Source organism: Microvirga alba (genome assembly GCF_015694465.1).
In the GTDB taxonomy this organism is placed as follows: Bacteria; Pseudomonadota; Alphaproteobacteria; order Rhizobiales; family Beijerinckiaceae; genus Microvirga; species Microvirga alba.
This window is the reverse complement of the sequence record NZ_JADQDO010000025.1, coordinates 1-13,378: the sequence shown is the minus strand read 5'-3', so window position 1 is coordinate 13,378 and position 13,378 is coordinate 1. Positions and strand designations below refer to the sequence as shown.

The window sequence follows — 13,378 nt, the reverse complement described above, 5'->3', positions numbered from 1 at the left end:
CTGCTGAACAACCGCGGGTATTCCTATCTGTTGAGAGGCGATGCAGCGCGAGCCAATGCTCTGTTTCGGCAGGCGCTTTCATTGAGCCCCGACAATCCGACCATCAATAACAATACCGCGATCCTGGAGCGCACCCAAGTTATCCCGTGATGGTGCGGGGGAGTTGTCGCGTACAGCTCCAGCTATGCCGACTTGGCCGTGGGACTGCTAGCAGCCCGGCTCAGGATCGAGTAATCCGGTAACAGCAAGGTCACGTACTCGGGGCGCGTCTCTCGCTTCTCTCTCAGCCGCAACGATCTCGCATATTTCTGGCCGGCTCTTACGAGGCGATCCGCTTTAATTGTGAGCGCAAGATCGGTTTGAAGCGCTTGGGATTGGTAGTCCAGAGCTAACGTTAGCTTCTGATCGGGCAAGGTAATTCCGCCGGGTATCGCTCGCGCTCCGCCACTTCGTGAAGGTGCATTTGCAAAGCCGGCGCTGCGGCGATGAGGAAATTACCGTCTGTCAGACCGTTTCCCGTGAAAAAATCGCTCGTCCGACCTCCTGCTTCTTCAACCAACACAAGACCCGCAGCAACGTCCCAGCTTGCAAGATGCAACTCGCAATATCCATCAATACGCCCACAGGCGACCTCCGCAAGTCCGAGAGCCGCCGAACCGACCTGTCGAACATTGTAACCGGCCTCAAGCAGGCGACCGACGAGAGCATGGTAGTCGGCAAGAGGCCGCTTCAATGAATATCCGGCTTCGACCAGGGCCGATTTCGGCTCTGATATCTCGCTCGCGCGAATAGGCGATCCGTTGAGAAAAGCTCCACCGCCGCGGCGAGCTGTAAACAATTCATCAGCCATCGGGTCATAGATGGCGCCGAGCATCACCGTGCCATTCCAATAGAACGCGATGGACACTGCATACCGAGCGATGCCGCGAGCGAAATTCTGCGTACCGTCAATCGGGTCAACGATCCAGAGCCGGTTAGCGGGGTCGCCCCCGGATTCTTCGCTCAAAATTCTATCCTCGGGAAACTGCTCCGCGATACGCTTGGCGATCAGTTGATCTGCTTCGAGGTCAGCGGTGGTGACAGGATCATTCTGCCCCTTCATCGTGACAGCGAGCGACCGGTCGCGAAAATACCGTGACGCGCATCGTCCTGCTTCGCGCGCAAGGTCGGCGGCGAAGACGAAACGACGCTCAATATCTTTATCCATCATCGAAACATATCCGACATGCTGCGCCCCGCGAGACGACTTGCCATCAAGATCAGGGCGAGGGTCGCGAGATTGCAAATGGTGCCCAAGGCGCTTGCCCGCGCCAGTTCGTTGCCTAGAACCCGCTCATAAATGGCGATGGAGATCGGTTTCCAGTTTGCGGAGTACAGCAGAACCGTTGCACTGATCTCGCCGATTAGCGTGGCGAATACGAGAATGGAGGCAGCCAGAAGCCCCGGCGCCACCAGAGGCACCATGATGCGACGCATCGTGGTGCCCCAGGACGCTCCGCAAACGGTAGACGCCTCCTCGATCTTGGTGTCGATCTGCGCCACGGCGGTCGCGGCGGAGCGAAAGACGAAGGCTACTCGCCGCGTGAAGTAGGCGAAAATGAGAATAGCAGCGGTCCCAGTCAGAACGAGCGGGCCATCGTTGAAGGCGCCGAGATACACCACGCCCACCACCAGTCCGGGCAAGACGAAGGGCAGCATGATTGTGAGATCGATCGCCCATTTGGCGGCTATCCGGCCCCGGGCGGTGGCATAGGCGGCGATAGCCCCAAAGATCACGCAACAGAGCGTCGCCAACCCCGAGAGCACAATGCTGTTTCCCATCGTCGTGAACGCTTCGGATGCCATGCTGCGGTAGTTGTCGAGCCCGTAGGACGAGGGCAGCAACGTATCGCCCCATCTGAGCGAGAAGGAGTAGAGCGCGACCAGTGCCTGCGGCAGGAGCGCGAGGATCAGCACGAACCAGATATAGACGTTGGCGGCAATACGGGAACCAACGCCGCGCGCTCGGACGGATCCGCGCGATGATCCGGTCAGGGTCGAGACGCTGCGGCGATTGACCAGCGCCAGAAGCCCAAGTCCCATGATCGTCAACAGGACATTGACGATCGCAATGGCTGACCCGGCGTTCAGGTTGAAGAAGCCATGAATCTGATAATAGATCAGGGTCGGCAGAACTTGCATTTCACCGCCGAGAATGGATGGCACCCCAAAGTCGCCAAGTGCCTTGATGAACACCACAAGCATACCTGCGGCGATAGCAGGAGCCGCCAATGGCAGAGTAATGGTGCGCAAGATGCGTGGGGAGGAAGCCCCGGTCATCCTCGCGGCCTCCTCGATGGTCGGATCGCTTGCCGCAAGCGTTCCCTGCACCATGAGGAAGAGGTAAGGCAGGTAGCTCAGCGCTAATGCAATTGTGACGCCCCAGATGCCGTAGATCGGCGGCGGCCGCACGCCAAGATATTCGATGAGGAGCTGGGTCACGATCCCGTTATTGCCCAGGATTCTCACCCACGCATAAGCTCCGATGAAGGGAGGAGCAATGAGCGGGATCACTGAAAGCGCCAATACGACGGGCCGCCATGCAATTTCTACCCGCGCCACTGCGAAAGCCATCGGTACGCCGAGCGCTGCGGCGAGCAATGTCGCGCCGCCGCTCGTCACAATGGAGTTCATAAAGGCATGCCGGTAACTCGTGGAGACAAAGAAGCGCTCAAAATTCACGAGAGTCAGATTGGCGAGTGAAATGTCCGACCCGTTGCGCACAAAGGCCAGCAAGAGGCCGTTGACGAGAGGGTAGACAAGAAAGACCAGCGCCACGACGAGCGCCATTCCCCCTACCAAAATGGCGACCGGATCCCCTGTGAGACGTCTCATGCTTGCATCTCTCTCGCTTTGCTGAAGAGCGCAACATCGCTCGACGCGACGTCGAACTTGCATGGATCGCCCTCACGAAGCCTGGACCGTGTGATGCGCGGCAGGTCGACGAGCAATTCGCAATCCATCCCGACAACAGAGACAAAGCAGCGTGTCATTGCGCCAAGATGCTGAAGCCGTTCAACCCGACCGGCAATTGCCGCCGGTCCGTCCGTCGGCGTCAGGCGCTCAGGACGGACCATGAGAAGTCCGTCAAATCCTGCGGGGATCATCTTGTGCTCCTGATGTGGGAGCGCGATCACCCGACCCGGTGTAATGGGGTTCCCTGACGGGAAGTGACATGAAACGGGATTCCCCTTGTTGATCCGAACGGGGAGAAAGTTCGCCTTCCCGATAAAGTCGGCGACGAAATGCGAGGCCGGCGTATCATAGATCTCCGTGGGCGAGCCGATCTGAGCGACGCGCCCGCGCTCGAACACCGCGATGCGGTCGGAAACCGCCATCGCCTCTTCCTGATCGTGAGTAACATAGAGCACCATGATGCCGAGTGCGCGCTGAATGCGGCGGATCTCATCGCGCATTTGTACGCGCAACTTCGCGTCGAGATTGGCCAACGGCTCATCAAGCAGAAGCACGGGTGGGCGATAGACCAACGCCCGCGCGATCGAGACGCGCTGTTGCTGCCCACCGGATAGTTGACCCGGAAGTCGATCCGCCAAAGGAGAAAGGGCAAGCAGATCGAGAATTTCGCCTACCTTCGCCCGTATCTCAGTCTCTGGGAGATTGCGAATTCGAAGGCCGTAGGCGACATTCTCGAAGACCGGAAGATGCGGGAACAGCGCGTACGACTGAAACACCATCCCGACATTGCGCCGACGCGCCGGCACATTGGTCGTATCCTGTCCATCGATCAGTATCGCACCCGAGGAAGCCTCCTCCAAACCCGCGATCATGCGCAGGGTCGTCGTCTTGCCGCAGCCCGATGGCCCCAGCATTGTAAAGAATTCGCCATTTCCAACGTCGAAACTAACGTCCGACACAACGGTAATCCCCTCACCATGGGTAGGATAGCGTTTGGTCAGGCCACGGATACTCAAGCCACGGGACATCTTGCTTCCATCGGAACGTGTAAATCGGGGCGGCGCCGATTGGGCCCCGCCGAAAACGAGGTTGATGCGCAACGATCAATCTCGTTGCGCATCCGGGATCACTTCTTGGAGAAGGCCTGATCGAAACGCTCGAGCTCCCTTCCCTTATCCTTCGCCGCGGAAACAGTGTCGTATGGGACGACCTTGATCGCGCTGATCGGCGTAAGGCCGGGTGGCGGTGCGACATCCTTGCGGGCTGAGCGGCGTTTGTCGATGCTGACCAGCAATTCGTGAGCCTGCTTTGAATTGACGAAGTCGATGAACCTCTTGGCCGCTTCCGGGTTAGGGCCGTTGGCGATGATGGCGCTTGCGTCGACGATGAGAGCGGTGCCGTCCTGCGGATAAACGGCCTCCACCGGATCGCCATCAGCTTTGGATTGCAGCACGTTGAATTCGCTCGTCAGGCCCAGTGGGATCTCACCCTTCGCAATGTTCTGGAAAGCGAGCTTCGAGCTCGATACAAACGTTGCATTGGCGATGATCTGATCCATGACATCCCAACCGTAGAGAGCAAGGATCTGATGGAGCTGGGAGAAGGCCGAACCGGATTGCGCCGGATTCGCCATCAACACCTTACCCTTGAATTCCGGCTTGACGAGATCCTTCCAGGTTTTGGGCGTCTGATCGAGGGGCATGAGCTTGGTGTTGACGATGAACACCTGGAAATTGGTCGAAAGCCCGGAATACTTATGGTCCTTTTGCACGGCGGCGGGATCGAAGGCTGCGGCCTCTTTCGAGACATAACTCGCGAAGAGACCAAGATCGGAATCGAAGGTGTCGGCGTCCGGGCCGAGCAGAATGTCGCCGCGCGGGTTGTTTCGCTCGGCCTTGATGCGGGTCAACAATTCGCCGCTGCCACCGCTGATCACCTGAACGGTAGTGCCCGGGTTGAGCTTCTGGAAAGACTCGACGAAAGCCTGCATCAGCTTGGTGCTGATGGCGCTGTAGACAACAACGGTTTCCGCGGCCATGACAGGCTTGGCGAGCATGGGTGCGGCGCCGACGGCGGCGAGCGTAGACAGGAAGACGCGGCGATTGGTCATCATGATAGTCGTTTCCCTCGTTTTGATAGTGATGACTGACACAACTGCGTAAAGTGCGGTGCGAAGCGCACCGCGGTTGTTCGGATCTCTCCGGGGTCGAGAACGAAGAGTCCCGTATCGTCGCGCCCTCTGGCCGCGAGATTGAAGGCGTCCGTGGCATTGCTCACCGGTTCGGCGCAGAAGTACGTCTTGCACGGTGGCGTATAGAGGACGAGAAAGTCCAGCGGCGCCTGCGCCTCGATATCGAGGCTCCTGCCCTGATCAGGCCAAGCGATGGTCGCACGGCGCGACCAGCCCGTGAAAACGTTGTCGAGATCACAACGTGCGATGTTGAGGCCGGCGGTTGGGTTTGCGTCGGCGCGCAAGGGCGCGATCGTTGTCGGCAAGATCTCCGCATCGGTTGCCCACATGGCCGCGACATCCGCCTTAAGCCGCGTCGAGGCATTCGCGGGGAAGTAGGGATGAAGCCCCAGTCCCGCCGGCATAGGCTGGTCCGAAAGATTGCGCAGTGACAGGCGTATCGTGAGAACGTCACTCGTCAGGCTGATTTCTTGCGCCGCTTCATAGTCCCAAGGCCAGGTATCCGCCTTATGCCGATAGGTGAGGACAACGCTCGACGGGGTCAGGTGCGTAACTGACCATGGATAGCGCAATCCATGACCGTGTTCGTAGTGGGGGTCCGTCAGGGGAGCGCTCGGCAGACGAATTTCTCGCCCCGCAAACGCGAAACGCCCGTTTCGCACACGGTTTGAATAGGGCACCAGCGGAAAGCATCCTATGCCGCTACCGTCGCGCGCGAGCAGGGCTTGCTGCGTGGCAGGACGCAACCAGTGGATCGCTTCGCCCATATGGTTCCAGCTGAAGGAAGCCACGGAACCACCGATGCCCGGAGCGATCACGGCGGTCGCCTCGTGTGCCCGCAGCTCAATCAAATCGCATCGCGCTTCATCCAGATCGGAAGACATGACCGCGAAAGGTCTCCATTGACGCCACCCTCGAGCATCTATAAGTATTATCATATGAAGAATAGCAAAAATGCAATAGGCCTTTCACAAGGCTCACTTTGGTCCAACCCGCGAGGGGCGAGCTCCGTCGCGCAAGCCAGTGGTCTGCATGCCATGGTCGTTGATCAGATTGGCCTTCAGATCGTTCAGGGCGCGCTGGCACCGGGAGCGCCGTTGCCGAATGCCGATGACTGGAGCGCGAAACTGGGCGTGAGCCGCACCGTCCTGCGGGAGGCAATTAAGGTTCTCGCAGGCAAAGGGCTGATTGAGACGCGTCCCAAAACGGGCACGCGGGTGCGACCGCGCTCGGATTGGAATTTCCTGGATCCCTATGTGCTGACCTGGTGCTATGCCGGTGGCGAGCGCAACGATGTACGTGCATTGTTCGAATTACGCCGGACAATCGAGCCCGCTGCGGCAGGCCTCGCGGCGGAGCGGGCAACAGCCGAACAGATACAAGACCTCGAAGCGGTACTGCTCGAGATGGAAAAATACGCAGATGACGGTGAACGCTTCGCCGAGCCCGACCTCGTGTTTCACCAGACCATTCTGCGCATGACCGGAAACGAACTCATCGGATCACTTGCGGCCGTGATCGAGACCGCACTGCTGATGAGCTTCCGGCTTTCCAACGACAACCCGCACGGTCAGCGCCCATCGCTCCCCCTGCACCGCAAGGTGGCGGACCGCATCGCGGCACGAGATTCTGACGGTGCGCGCAAGGCGTTGGAAACATTGCTCGATCAAGCCGAAGACGACGTACGCACCGCGCTCAACGCACGGCGTGGGCGAAAAAAATAGAGGAAGGCATCACATGTCGGATCGACGAACACTGCGGTCGAGTGCCTGGTTCGCCGGGGAGGGCAAGAACGCATTCATGCATCGCAGCTGGATGAAGAACCAGGGCTTGCCAGCACATCTGTTCGACGGCCGCCCTGTCATCGGCATCTGCAATACCTGGTCAGAACTAACGCCGTGCAATGCGCATTTGCGCAGCATCGCCGAGCATGTGAAACGAGGGGTCTACGAAGCGGGCGGCTTGCCTCTTGAATTTCCGGTCATGTCGCTTGGCGAATCCAATCTGCGCCCGACCGCCATGCTGTTCCGCAACCTTGCCAGCATGGACGTAGAGGAATCAATCCGGGGCAATCCCGTCGACGGGGTCATTCTGTTGGTAGGATGTGACAAGACGACCCCTGCCCTGCTGATGGGAGCCGCAAGCTGCAACCTGCCAGCCATCGCGGTCTCGGGTGGTCCGATGCTCAACGGCAATTTCCGAGGTCAACCTATCGGCTCCGGCACGCATGTGTGGAAATTTTATGAGGACGTCAAAGCGGGGCGCCTTTCGGTCGATGACTTTCTGTCCGCCGAACAAGGCCAAAGCCGCTCGGCAGGAAGCTGCATGACAATGGGCACGGCCTCCACCATGGCCAGCATGGTGGAGGCGCTCGGCATCGGCCTTCCCGACAATGCGGCCACGCCGGCCGTTGACGCCCGACGTGGCGTGCTCGCGCATCTTGCCGGCCGACGTATCGTCGAGCTTGTCGAGCAAGATGTCCGGATGTCGCAAATTCTGACCCGCCAGGCGTTCGAGAACGCCATTCGCGTCAACGGGGCCATCGGCGGGTCAACCAATGCCGTCCTTCACTTGATCGCGATCGCACGCAGGATCGGCGTTGAACTTGATCTGGACGATTGGGATCGGCTCGGTCGCAACGTGCCCACCATTGTCGATCTCATGCCATCCGGCCGCTACTTGATGGAGGATTTCTACTATGCCGGAGGCCTCAGAGCGGTCATGCGCACGCTCAATGAGGTGGGCCTCTTGAATCGAGACGCAGAAACCGTCGCGGGCAAGACAATCGGCGAACTCGTCGCCGACGCGCCGAACTACAATGAAGAAGTCATTCGGCCGCTCGACCGGCCTCTGACGACGGAAGGCGGTATTGCCGTTCTGCGCGGCAATCTGGCGCCGAAGGGCGCCGTCATCAAACCGTCGGCGGCAACGCCGGCCCTCATGCAACATCGCGGCCGCGCCATCGTTTTCGAAAATATCGAGCATTATTATGCGCGCATCGATGACCCCGCTCTGGAGATCGATCCTACCTCGGTGATGATCCTGAAAAACTGCGGTCCCAAAGGATATCCGGGCATGGCCGAGGTCGGGAACATGCCGCTGCCCTCCAAGCTTCTCAAACAGGGGGTGTCGGACATGGTTCGCATCTCCGATGCGAGGATGAGCGGCACCGCCTACGGCACCGTAGTCCTTCATACTGCCCCGGAAGCCGCTGCCGGTGGAACCATCGCCTTCGTGCAGGATGGAGACCTCATCGAACTCGACGTGGCGGGGCGGCGCCTGGAACTGTTGGTCGATGAGACGGAACTCGCCGCGCGGCGGCGCGGCTGGTCCCCCCCTCCTCCGCCGATAGGCGGGGGCTACCAGAGCTTGTTCATCGAACGAGTGCTCCAGGCCGACGAGGGGTGCGACTTCGATTTCCTGGTCGGCCGTCGCGACGCCGGCATCCCGCGTCACTCCCACTGAGGCACTGCGATGATGGGCGATATCGGGAGCGGCGCGAATTATCCGAGTTTGGCGGGTAAAAGTGTTTTCATCACCGGTGGCGGCAGCGGCATCGGTGAAAGCCTCGTTGAACATTTCTGCGCGCAGGACAGCCGCGTCGCTTTTGTTGATGTTGCCGAAGAGCCTTCGCGGCATCTTGTCGAACGTATTCAAGCGAAGGGCCATCCGTCGCCGCATTTCATCGCATGCGACCTGCGGGATATCGAACGCCTGCGCGCGGCCATCACCGAGGCGGCCGAACTGAACGGCCCCATCCGTGTTTTGTGCAACAACGCGGGCAACGACGACCGGCACCGGACCGAGGACGTGACCGTCGCGTATTGGGATGACCGGATCGCCGTCAATCTTCGCCACCAGTTCTTCGCCGCGCAGGCTGTGCGCCAGCAGATGAAGGAGGCGGGCGGAGGATCGATTATCAATTTCGGTTCAATCACCTGGATGGTAGGTGATCCTGACTGCCCGGCCTATGTCGCCTCTAAGGCTGCCATTACTGGCCTGACTCGTGCGCTTGCGCGGGAATTTGGGCCCGAGCGCATTCGGGTCAACTGCATGATTCCCGGATGGGTCATGACTGAACGCCAGATCAAATTGTGGCTCACGCCGGCTGGCGAGCGGCAGATCGCCGAGCGTCAGTGCCTGCCAGATCGGCTGTATCCATCCGATATCTCCCGCATGGCTCTGTTCCTGGGGGCGGACGACAGCCGCATGTGTTCGTCGCAGCATTTCATCGTGGACGGCGGCTGGGTCTGATCAGCTCGCGTTAGGATAGAAGGAGCCAGCTTATGCGTCTCGTACAATTTCATGCAGCCGATGGCAGGCGCCAAGTCGGCCTCGTTTCGGCTGATGGCAATCATCTTCAGCCGCTTGCAGGCGTCGCAACGACACTGGAGCTCGCAAAACAGGCGCTTTCGGATGGCGCTCCGCTTGAAGACCTGGTACGCGCACGGGCCTCGGACCAAGCGATCGATTATGACGAGTTGCTGCATGAGGGCCGTGTTCTGGCACCGCTCGACCACCCGGAACCCGGCCGTTTCCTCGTTACCGGAACAGGTCTGACCCATATCGGCAGTGCCGATGCTCGTAACAAGATGCATGCTCTTCAGCACGGTGTAGATGCGGCCGAATCCGACTCGCTCAAGATTTTTCGCATGGGGCTTGAGGGCGGGAAGCCAGCGCGGGGCCAGATCGGCGTGCAGCCCGAATGGTTCTTCAAAGGGGTCGGCACCTGCATCGTCCCCCCTGGCGGCCCCTTGCCGCTGCCCGCTTTTGCTCTCGCCGGCGCGGAAGAGGCGGAGATCGTCGGCCTCTATATCGTGGCGCCGGACGGATCGCCCTATCGGATCGGCTTTGCGCTCGGCAACGAATTCTCCGATCACGTTACCGAGGCGAGGAACTACCTCTACCTTGCCCATTCCAAGCTTCGCTCCTGCTCAATCGGGCCGGAGCTGCTTATAGGAGATCTACCCGAGGAGGTGCACGGCATTTCACGCGTCCGCCGGAACGGCGAGGTCGTATGGCAGGAGGAATTTCTCTCCGGTGAGGCCCACATGTCCCACTCGCTCGCCAATCTCGAGCACTATCATTTTCGGTACCCCATGCACCGGCGCCCGGGTGACCTGCATGCGTATTTCTTGGGCGCGGCGGTTCTAAGTTGCGCCGCCGGTTTTGTGACCGAGCCCGGTGATGAATTCGAGATCCAGGCGCCCGTCTTCGGAAAGGCTTTGCGCAACCGTATGGCGCCGGAGGCTGACCAAGGGTACGTGGCAGTTACGCCCCTCTGACGGCTTCATTACCAAGTCAACTAACGGGACCTGTGCAGTTTTGAAGATCAGCCGCAAATAAGACCAAGCTAAGGAAAAGAGGCCAGATCGCCTGTAGCTCTCACGCGCCAGAGAAGACTGCGACGGGGCCACGTTCTTGCATTTTTTGAAGTTCAGCGCCCGCCGCTAACCCTCGGTCAACCGGAATTCGAAGGCTTTGACGTGTTTCAAACCCTCGACCGCCTGCCGCAAGCGGCCACCTGAGGGGAGGGATCATGCACCCGACACACTAACGCTGAGACGGCGAGATCTCGCCGCCAAGCCCGACGGCGTTCTCGAACCATTCACCGAAACCCATCGCGCTCCCTTGCGAGCGGTTCTCGATTGCCTGCCGGACGGCGCGGCGGTTTCGGTGCGTGGGGACCGGTTCGAGACTATCTGGAACGATCTGACCACCTGGGGCGACATCACCTTTGTCGTCCACACACGCGACGGCGGGTTCGAGACCAAAGGCAGCCCTCCCCCTCCGCCGCGGAACTTTCTCGTATAGTTCGGTGAGGCGCGGAATCCGCGTCGCAAGTATCCACACCGGTCCTGCAAAGATTTCTCACGCGATTGTCACGAGAAAGCACCCTGCAAACGGCGAATGATTAAGTCGTCATGTGGGGATACATACGGGCAGCGACAGCAACGAGCAGTACAGTAACAGCGACCAGGATGGTGAGATCAAAACTGAGACCATATTGCGAGGCGCCGTTGGTCAGCATGAGCGCGCGTAGACCGTCCACCTCATAAGTCAGGGGGTTGGCGTATGAAATCGCCTTGAGCCATCCCGGCATGAGATCGATCGGATAAATGGCGTTGCTGGCGAAGAAGATTGGCATGGTGAGCACCTGTCCGATGCCCATGAAACGCTCCCGGGTCTTCACGATGCAGGCGATGATAAGCGAGAAGGTGGAGAAAAGCGCGGACCCGATCGCGATGAATATGGCGACGCCAGCGATATTGGCGGGCGCGAAGGTCACGTCTATCCCCAGGATGACCGCAAGCCCGTAAACGATGATGGCCTGTGCAAGCCCGCGCACGGCTGATGAAGCAGCTTTGCCAAGGACGAGTGCGCTGCGAGGCGCGGGACTGACCATGTAGCGGTGGAGCACCCCAAGGTCGCGCTCCCAGATCGCGGCAATGCCATAGAAGATAGCAGCAAACAGGACGCTTTGGGCAAGTATTCCGGGCGCCAGAAAGTCGAGATAGCGACCGTCGCCCGCGATACCACGCACTTGTGCCATGACCTGACCGAAAAGAAGAAGCCAGATCGCTGGCTGAAGGGCGCGGGTGAGGAGTTCACTAGGATCGTGCCGCAGTTTCTGGATTTCGGCATCCGCAACTGCGTAAACCTGGGTAAGATAACCGGCTGAGCAAGACAGCGGACGACGTCTATGAATGAGCGCGAGCACTGGCGCGGGTTTGTCTAACATCACGATAGGAGCCTCCGGAAACGATCTCCGTGCCGGTGATTTCAGCAAAAACGTCATCGAGCGTCGCGTCAGGGCCGATCCGAGCCTTAAGTTCCTGGGGTGTGCCCACCTCCTGGAGCCGGCCCGCGTGCAGAACGCCAATGCGGTCGCAAAGCTCGTCTGCCTCATCCATCAGATGTGTCGTGATCAGGATCGTCGTCCCGAGCTCCTCGCGAATTTGGCGAACGTGGTCCCACACGGCGCGACGCGCCACCGGATCGAGCCCGACTGTCGGCTCGTCCATGAACATGACGACCGGTTCGTGCATCATGCTCTGAGCGATTTCGAGCCTTCGGATCATCCCACCTGAAAAGCCCTGGACTTGGCGGTGTGCGGCGCTCTCCATATCCATCAGCTTGAGGGCGGCATTGATCCGCATCTCCCGTTCCTTGCGCGGAATGAGATAGAGACGCGCCGAGAGCAGCAGGTTCTCGTATGCGGTGAGTGCGCCGTCGGCGGACAGAAGCTGCGGCACGTATCCGATATGCGCTCGCACCTGTGCTGGATGAGACACCACGTCGAAACCTGCGATCCGCGCCGTGCCCGAGCTTGGCGGCAGCAAGGTCGTGAGCATTTTAATGAGGGTCGACTTTCCCGCGCCATTCGGGCCAATGAGGCCGAAAATCTCACGAGAAGAGACCTGAAGTGACACGCAATCGACTGCAGTGAGATCGCCGAAACGTCTCGTGAGAGCATCCGTTTCGATGATGCTCATCTCGTCAGCTTGGCTAGAGACCGACACGAGCCCTTCAACTCCACCAGAGCAATTTGTCCGTGTCAGTTAGGTAAGGCGATCTTCGAGCGTATCAATGCTGGCGACGGTGATGTTACATTAACCTTGCTTCAGCCAAAGCAGAATAAGAGCTGTGGGATGAAGCGGCCCGACGGCTACAAGCCTCATCGTTTCCCAGCCCCTACTATGAATCGTGCGGTTGGGTTGAATTTTCGATTTCCGCTGACTCTGAGCCTGGCCGAAAAAATGCTCCTCGAGCGGGGGATTGCCGCCTCATACCGAAACAATCCGCAGCTGGGGAAGAGGTGGGACCTGATTACGCCTCCCGGCTTCGCCGTAAACAGCCAAGGCCCCATGACATCTGGCCCCGATCAGGTGGTCATCAGCATCGCTGGCAAGACGCGCCGGCTGCGACGGGGCCGTGGATCAGTGCGGGTATGTGCTCAAAGCCTAATCGTTGTTCTCGGTACCACTGACGATGAAACGCTGCTTGCGATCATCCATCCGGAAAGTGCGGCTCGTCGCGACTCTCTCAACCTGATTGGTTGAACACCATTATACCAAAGCGGATTAGGTTCTATCGTACCCCCCTCACAACAGGAGCGACAGTCGGGTGTGGGGCCAGGGACTGAGAAGGCGGGCATCATTGTCTTGATTTGGTTTCGCGGGTGTAGTTCAGAGGTAGAACGTCAGCTTCCCAAGCTGAATGTCGTGGGTT

14 protein-coding genes are annotated in these 13,378 nt (G+C 59.5%); 7 read left to right on the top strand and 7 right to left on the bottom strand.

Translation table 11 applies throughout. From position 1 onward, the window contains the following. Positions 1-150, top strand: a complete 150-nt coding sequence (locus tag I2H38_RS21555; RefSeq protein WP_210324899.1) for a tetratricopeptide repeat protein — start codon at positions 1-3, stop codon at positions 148-150. A gap of 244 nt (positions 151-394) precedes the next feature. Here I2H38_RS21555 and I2H38_RS20650 read toward each other — a convergent pair whose 3' ends face one another. The 5 genes from I2H38_RS20650 to I2H38_RS20630 form a co-directional block, all read right to left on the bottom strand. Continuing rightward, entirely contained in the window at positions 395-1,210 is an 816-nt protein-coding gene (locus tag I2H38_RS20650; RefSeq protein ID WP_196273753.1) for an inositol monophosphatase family protein, read from the bottom strand. Beyond that, positions 1,207-2,874, bottom strand: coding sequence for an ABC transporter permease (locus tag I2H38_RS20645; RefSeq protein WP_196273752.1), 1,668 nt, complete (start codon positions 2,872-2,874; stop codon positions 1,207-1,209). The genes I2H38_RS20650 and I2H38_RS20645 overlap by 4 nt, the downstream gene beginning before the upstream one ends. Next, the gene (locus I2H38_RS20640) at positions 2,871-3,983 is read right to left on the bottom strand and encodes an ABC transporter ATP-binding protein (RefSeq protein ID WP_196273751.1); all 1,113 of its coding nucleotides are present in this window, start codon (positions 3,981-3,983) and stop codon (positions 2,871-2,873) included. The genes I2H38_RS20645 and I2H38_RS20640 overlap by 4 nt, the downstream gene beginning before the upstream one ends. 98 nt (positions 3,984-4,081) lie before the next feature. Beyond that, positions 4,082-5,068 carry an extracellular solute-binding protein gene (locus I2H38_RS20635; protein WP_196273750.1) on the bottom strand — a complete coding sequence of 329 codons (987 nt, stop codon included), beginning with the start codon at positions 5,066-5,068 and terminating at the stop codon, positions 4,082-4,084. Continuing rightward, the gene (locus I2H38_RS20630) at positions 5,065-6,030 is read right to left on the bottom strand and encodes an aldose 1-epimerase (protein ID WP_196273749.1); all 966 of its coding nucleotides are present in this window, start codon (positions 6,028-6,030) and stop codon (positions 5,065-5,067) included. The genes I2H38_RS20635 and I2H38_RS20630 overlap by 4 nt, the downstream gene beginning before the upstream one ends. A 153-nt stretch (positions 6,031-6,183) precedes the next feature. Between I2H38_RS20630 and I2H38_RS20625 the strand changes: the two genes are divergently transcribed. From I2H38_RS20625 to I2H38_RS20605, 5 genes are all read left to right on the top strand, one after another. Then, the gene (locus I2H38_RS20625) at positions 6,184-6,870 is read left to right on the top strand and encodes a FadR/GntR family transcriptional regulator (RefSeq protein WP_407664118.1); all 687 of its coding nucleotides are present in this window, start codon (positions 6,184-6,186) and stop codon (positions 6,868-6,870) included. Positions 6,871-6,883: 13 nt separating this feature from the next. Beyond that, positions 6,884-8,611 carry an IlvD/Edd family dehydratase gene (locus I2H38_RS20620; protein ID WP_196273748.1) on the top strand — a complete coding sequence of 576 codons (1,728 nt, stop codon included), beginning with the start codon at positions 6,884-6,886 and terminating at the stop codon, positions 8,609-8,611. A 9-nt stretch (positions 8,612-8,620) separates the two neighbouring features. Further along, positions 8,621-9,400, top strand: a complete 780-nt coding sequence (locus I2H38_RS20615; protein WP_196273747.1) for an SDR family NAD(P)-dependent oxidoreductase — start codon at positions 8,621-8,623, stop codon at positions 9,398-9,400. A gap of 32 nt (positions 9,401-9,432) precedes the next feature. Continuing rightward, the gene (gene araD1, locus I2H38_RS20610) at positions 9,433-10,431 is read left to right on the top strand and encodes an AraD1 family protein (RefSeq protein ID WP_196273746.1); all 999 of its coding nucleotides are present in this window, start codon (positions 9,433-9,435) and stop codon (positions 10,429-10,431) included. Between the two features lie 196 nt (positions 10,432-10,627). Further along, complete coding sequence (locus tag I2H38_RS20605; protein ID WP_210324898.1) at positions 10,628-10,960, top strand: ChuX/HutX family heme-like substrate-binding protein; 333 nt, start codon at positions 10,628-10,630, stop codon at positions 10,958-10,960. A 100-nt stretch (positions 10,961-11,060) separates the two neighbouring features. Here the strand turns inward: I2H38_RS20605 and I2H38_RS20600 are convergent, their stop codons facing one another. After that, positions 11,061-11,867, bottom strand: a complete 807-nt coding sequence (locus tag I2H38_RS20600) for an ABC transporter permease (protein WP_210324897.1) — start codon at positions 11,865-11,867, stop codon at positions 11,061-11,063. Then, entirely contained in the window at positions 11,848-12,642 is a 795-nt protein-coding gene (locus I2H38_RS20595; protein ID WP_196273745.1) for an ABC transporter ATP-binding protein, read from the bottom strand. Before I2H38_RS20595 ends, I2H38_RS20600 begins: the two co-directional genes overlap by 20 nt. A 156-nt stretch (positions 12,643-12,798) precedes the next feature. Between I2H38_RS20595 and I2H38_RS20590 the strand changes: the two genes are divergently transcribed. Further along, positions 12,799-13,209: a hypothetical protein gene (locus tag I2H38_RS20590; protein ID WP_196273744.1), complete on the top strand. Its 411-nt coding sequence runs from the start codon at positions 12,799-12,801 to the stop codon at positions 13,207-13,209. Positions 13,210-13,378 lie beyond the last annotated feature (169 nt).

What these genes read in the sequence shown, in the direction of transcription:
- I2H38_RS20615 (WP_196273747.1), top strand. Translation starts at nt 8,621, where the DNA reads ATGATGGGCGATATCGGGAGCGGCGCGAATTATCCGAGTTTGGCGGGT.
- I2H38_RS20595 (WP_196273745.1), bottom strand. Translation starts at nt 12,642, where the DNA reads ATGAGCATCATCGAAACGGATGCTCTCACGAGACGTTTCGGCGATCTC.
- I2H38_RS20625 (WP_407664118.1), top strand. Translation starts at nt 6,184, where the DNA reads ATGGTCGTTGATCAGATTGGCCTTCAGATCGTTCAGGGCGCGCTGGCA.
- I2H38_RS20640 (WP_196273751.1), bottom strand. Translation starts at nt 3,983, where the DNA reads ATGTCCCGTGGCTTGAGTATCCGTGGCCTGACCAAACGCTATCCTACC.
- I2H38_RS20650 (WP_196273753.1), bottom strand. Translation starts at nt 1,210, where the DNA reads ATGATGGATAAAGATATTGAGCGTCGTTTCGTCTTCGCCGCCGACCTT.
- I2H38_RS20590 (WP_196273744.1), top strand. Translation starts at nt 12,799, where the DNA reads ATGAAGCGGCCCGACGGCTACAAGCCTCATCGTTTCCCAGCCCCTACT.
- araD1 (WP_196273746.1), top strand. Translation starts at nt 9,433, where the DNA reads ATGCGTCTCGTACAATTTCATGCAGCCGATGGCAGGCGCCAAGTCGGC.
- I2H38_RS20630 (WP_196273749.1), bottom strand. Translation starts at nt 6,030, where the DNA reads ATGTCTTCCGATCTGGATGAAGCGCGATGCGATTTGATTGAGCTGCGG.
- I2H38_RS20645 (WP_196273752.1), bottom strand. Translation starts at nt 2,874, where the DNA reads ATGAGACGTCTCACAGGGGATCCGGTCGCCATTTTGGTAGGGGGAATG.
- I2H38_RS20620 (WP_196273748.1), top strand. Translation starts at nt 6,884, where the DNA reads ATGTCGGATCGACGAACACTGCGGTCGAGTGCCTGGTTCGCCGGGGAG.
- I2H38_RS20635 (WP_196273750.1), bottom strand. Translation starts at nt 5,068, where the DNA reads ATGATGACCAATCGCCGCGTCTTCCTGTCTACGCTCGCCGCCGTCGGC.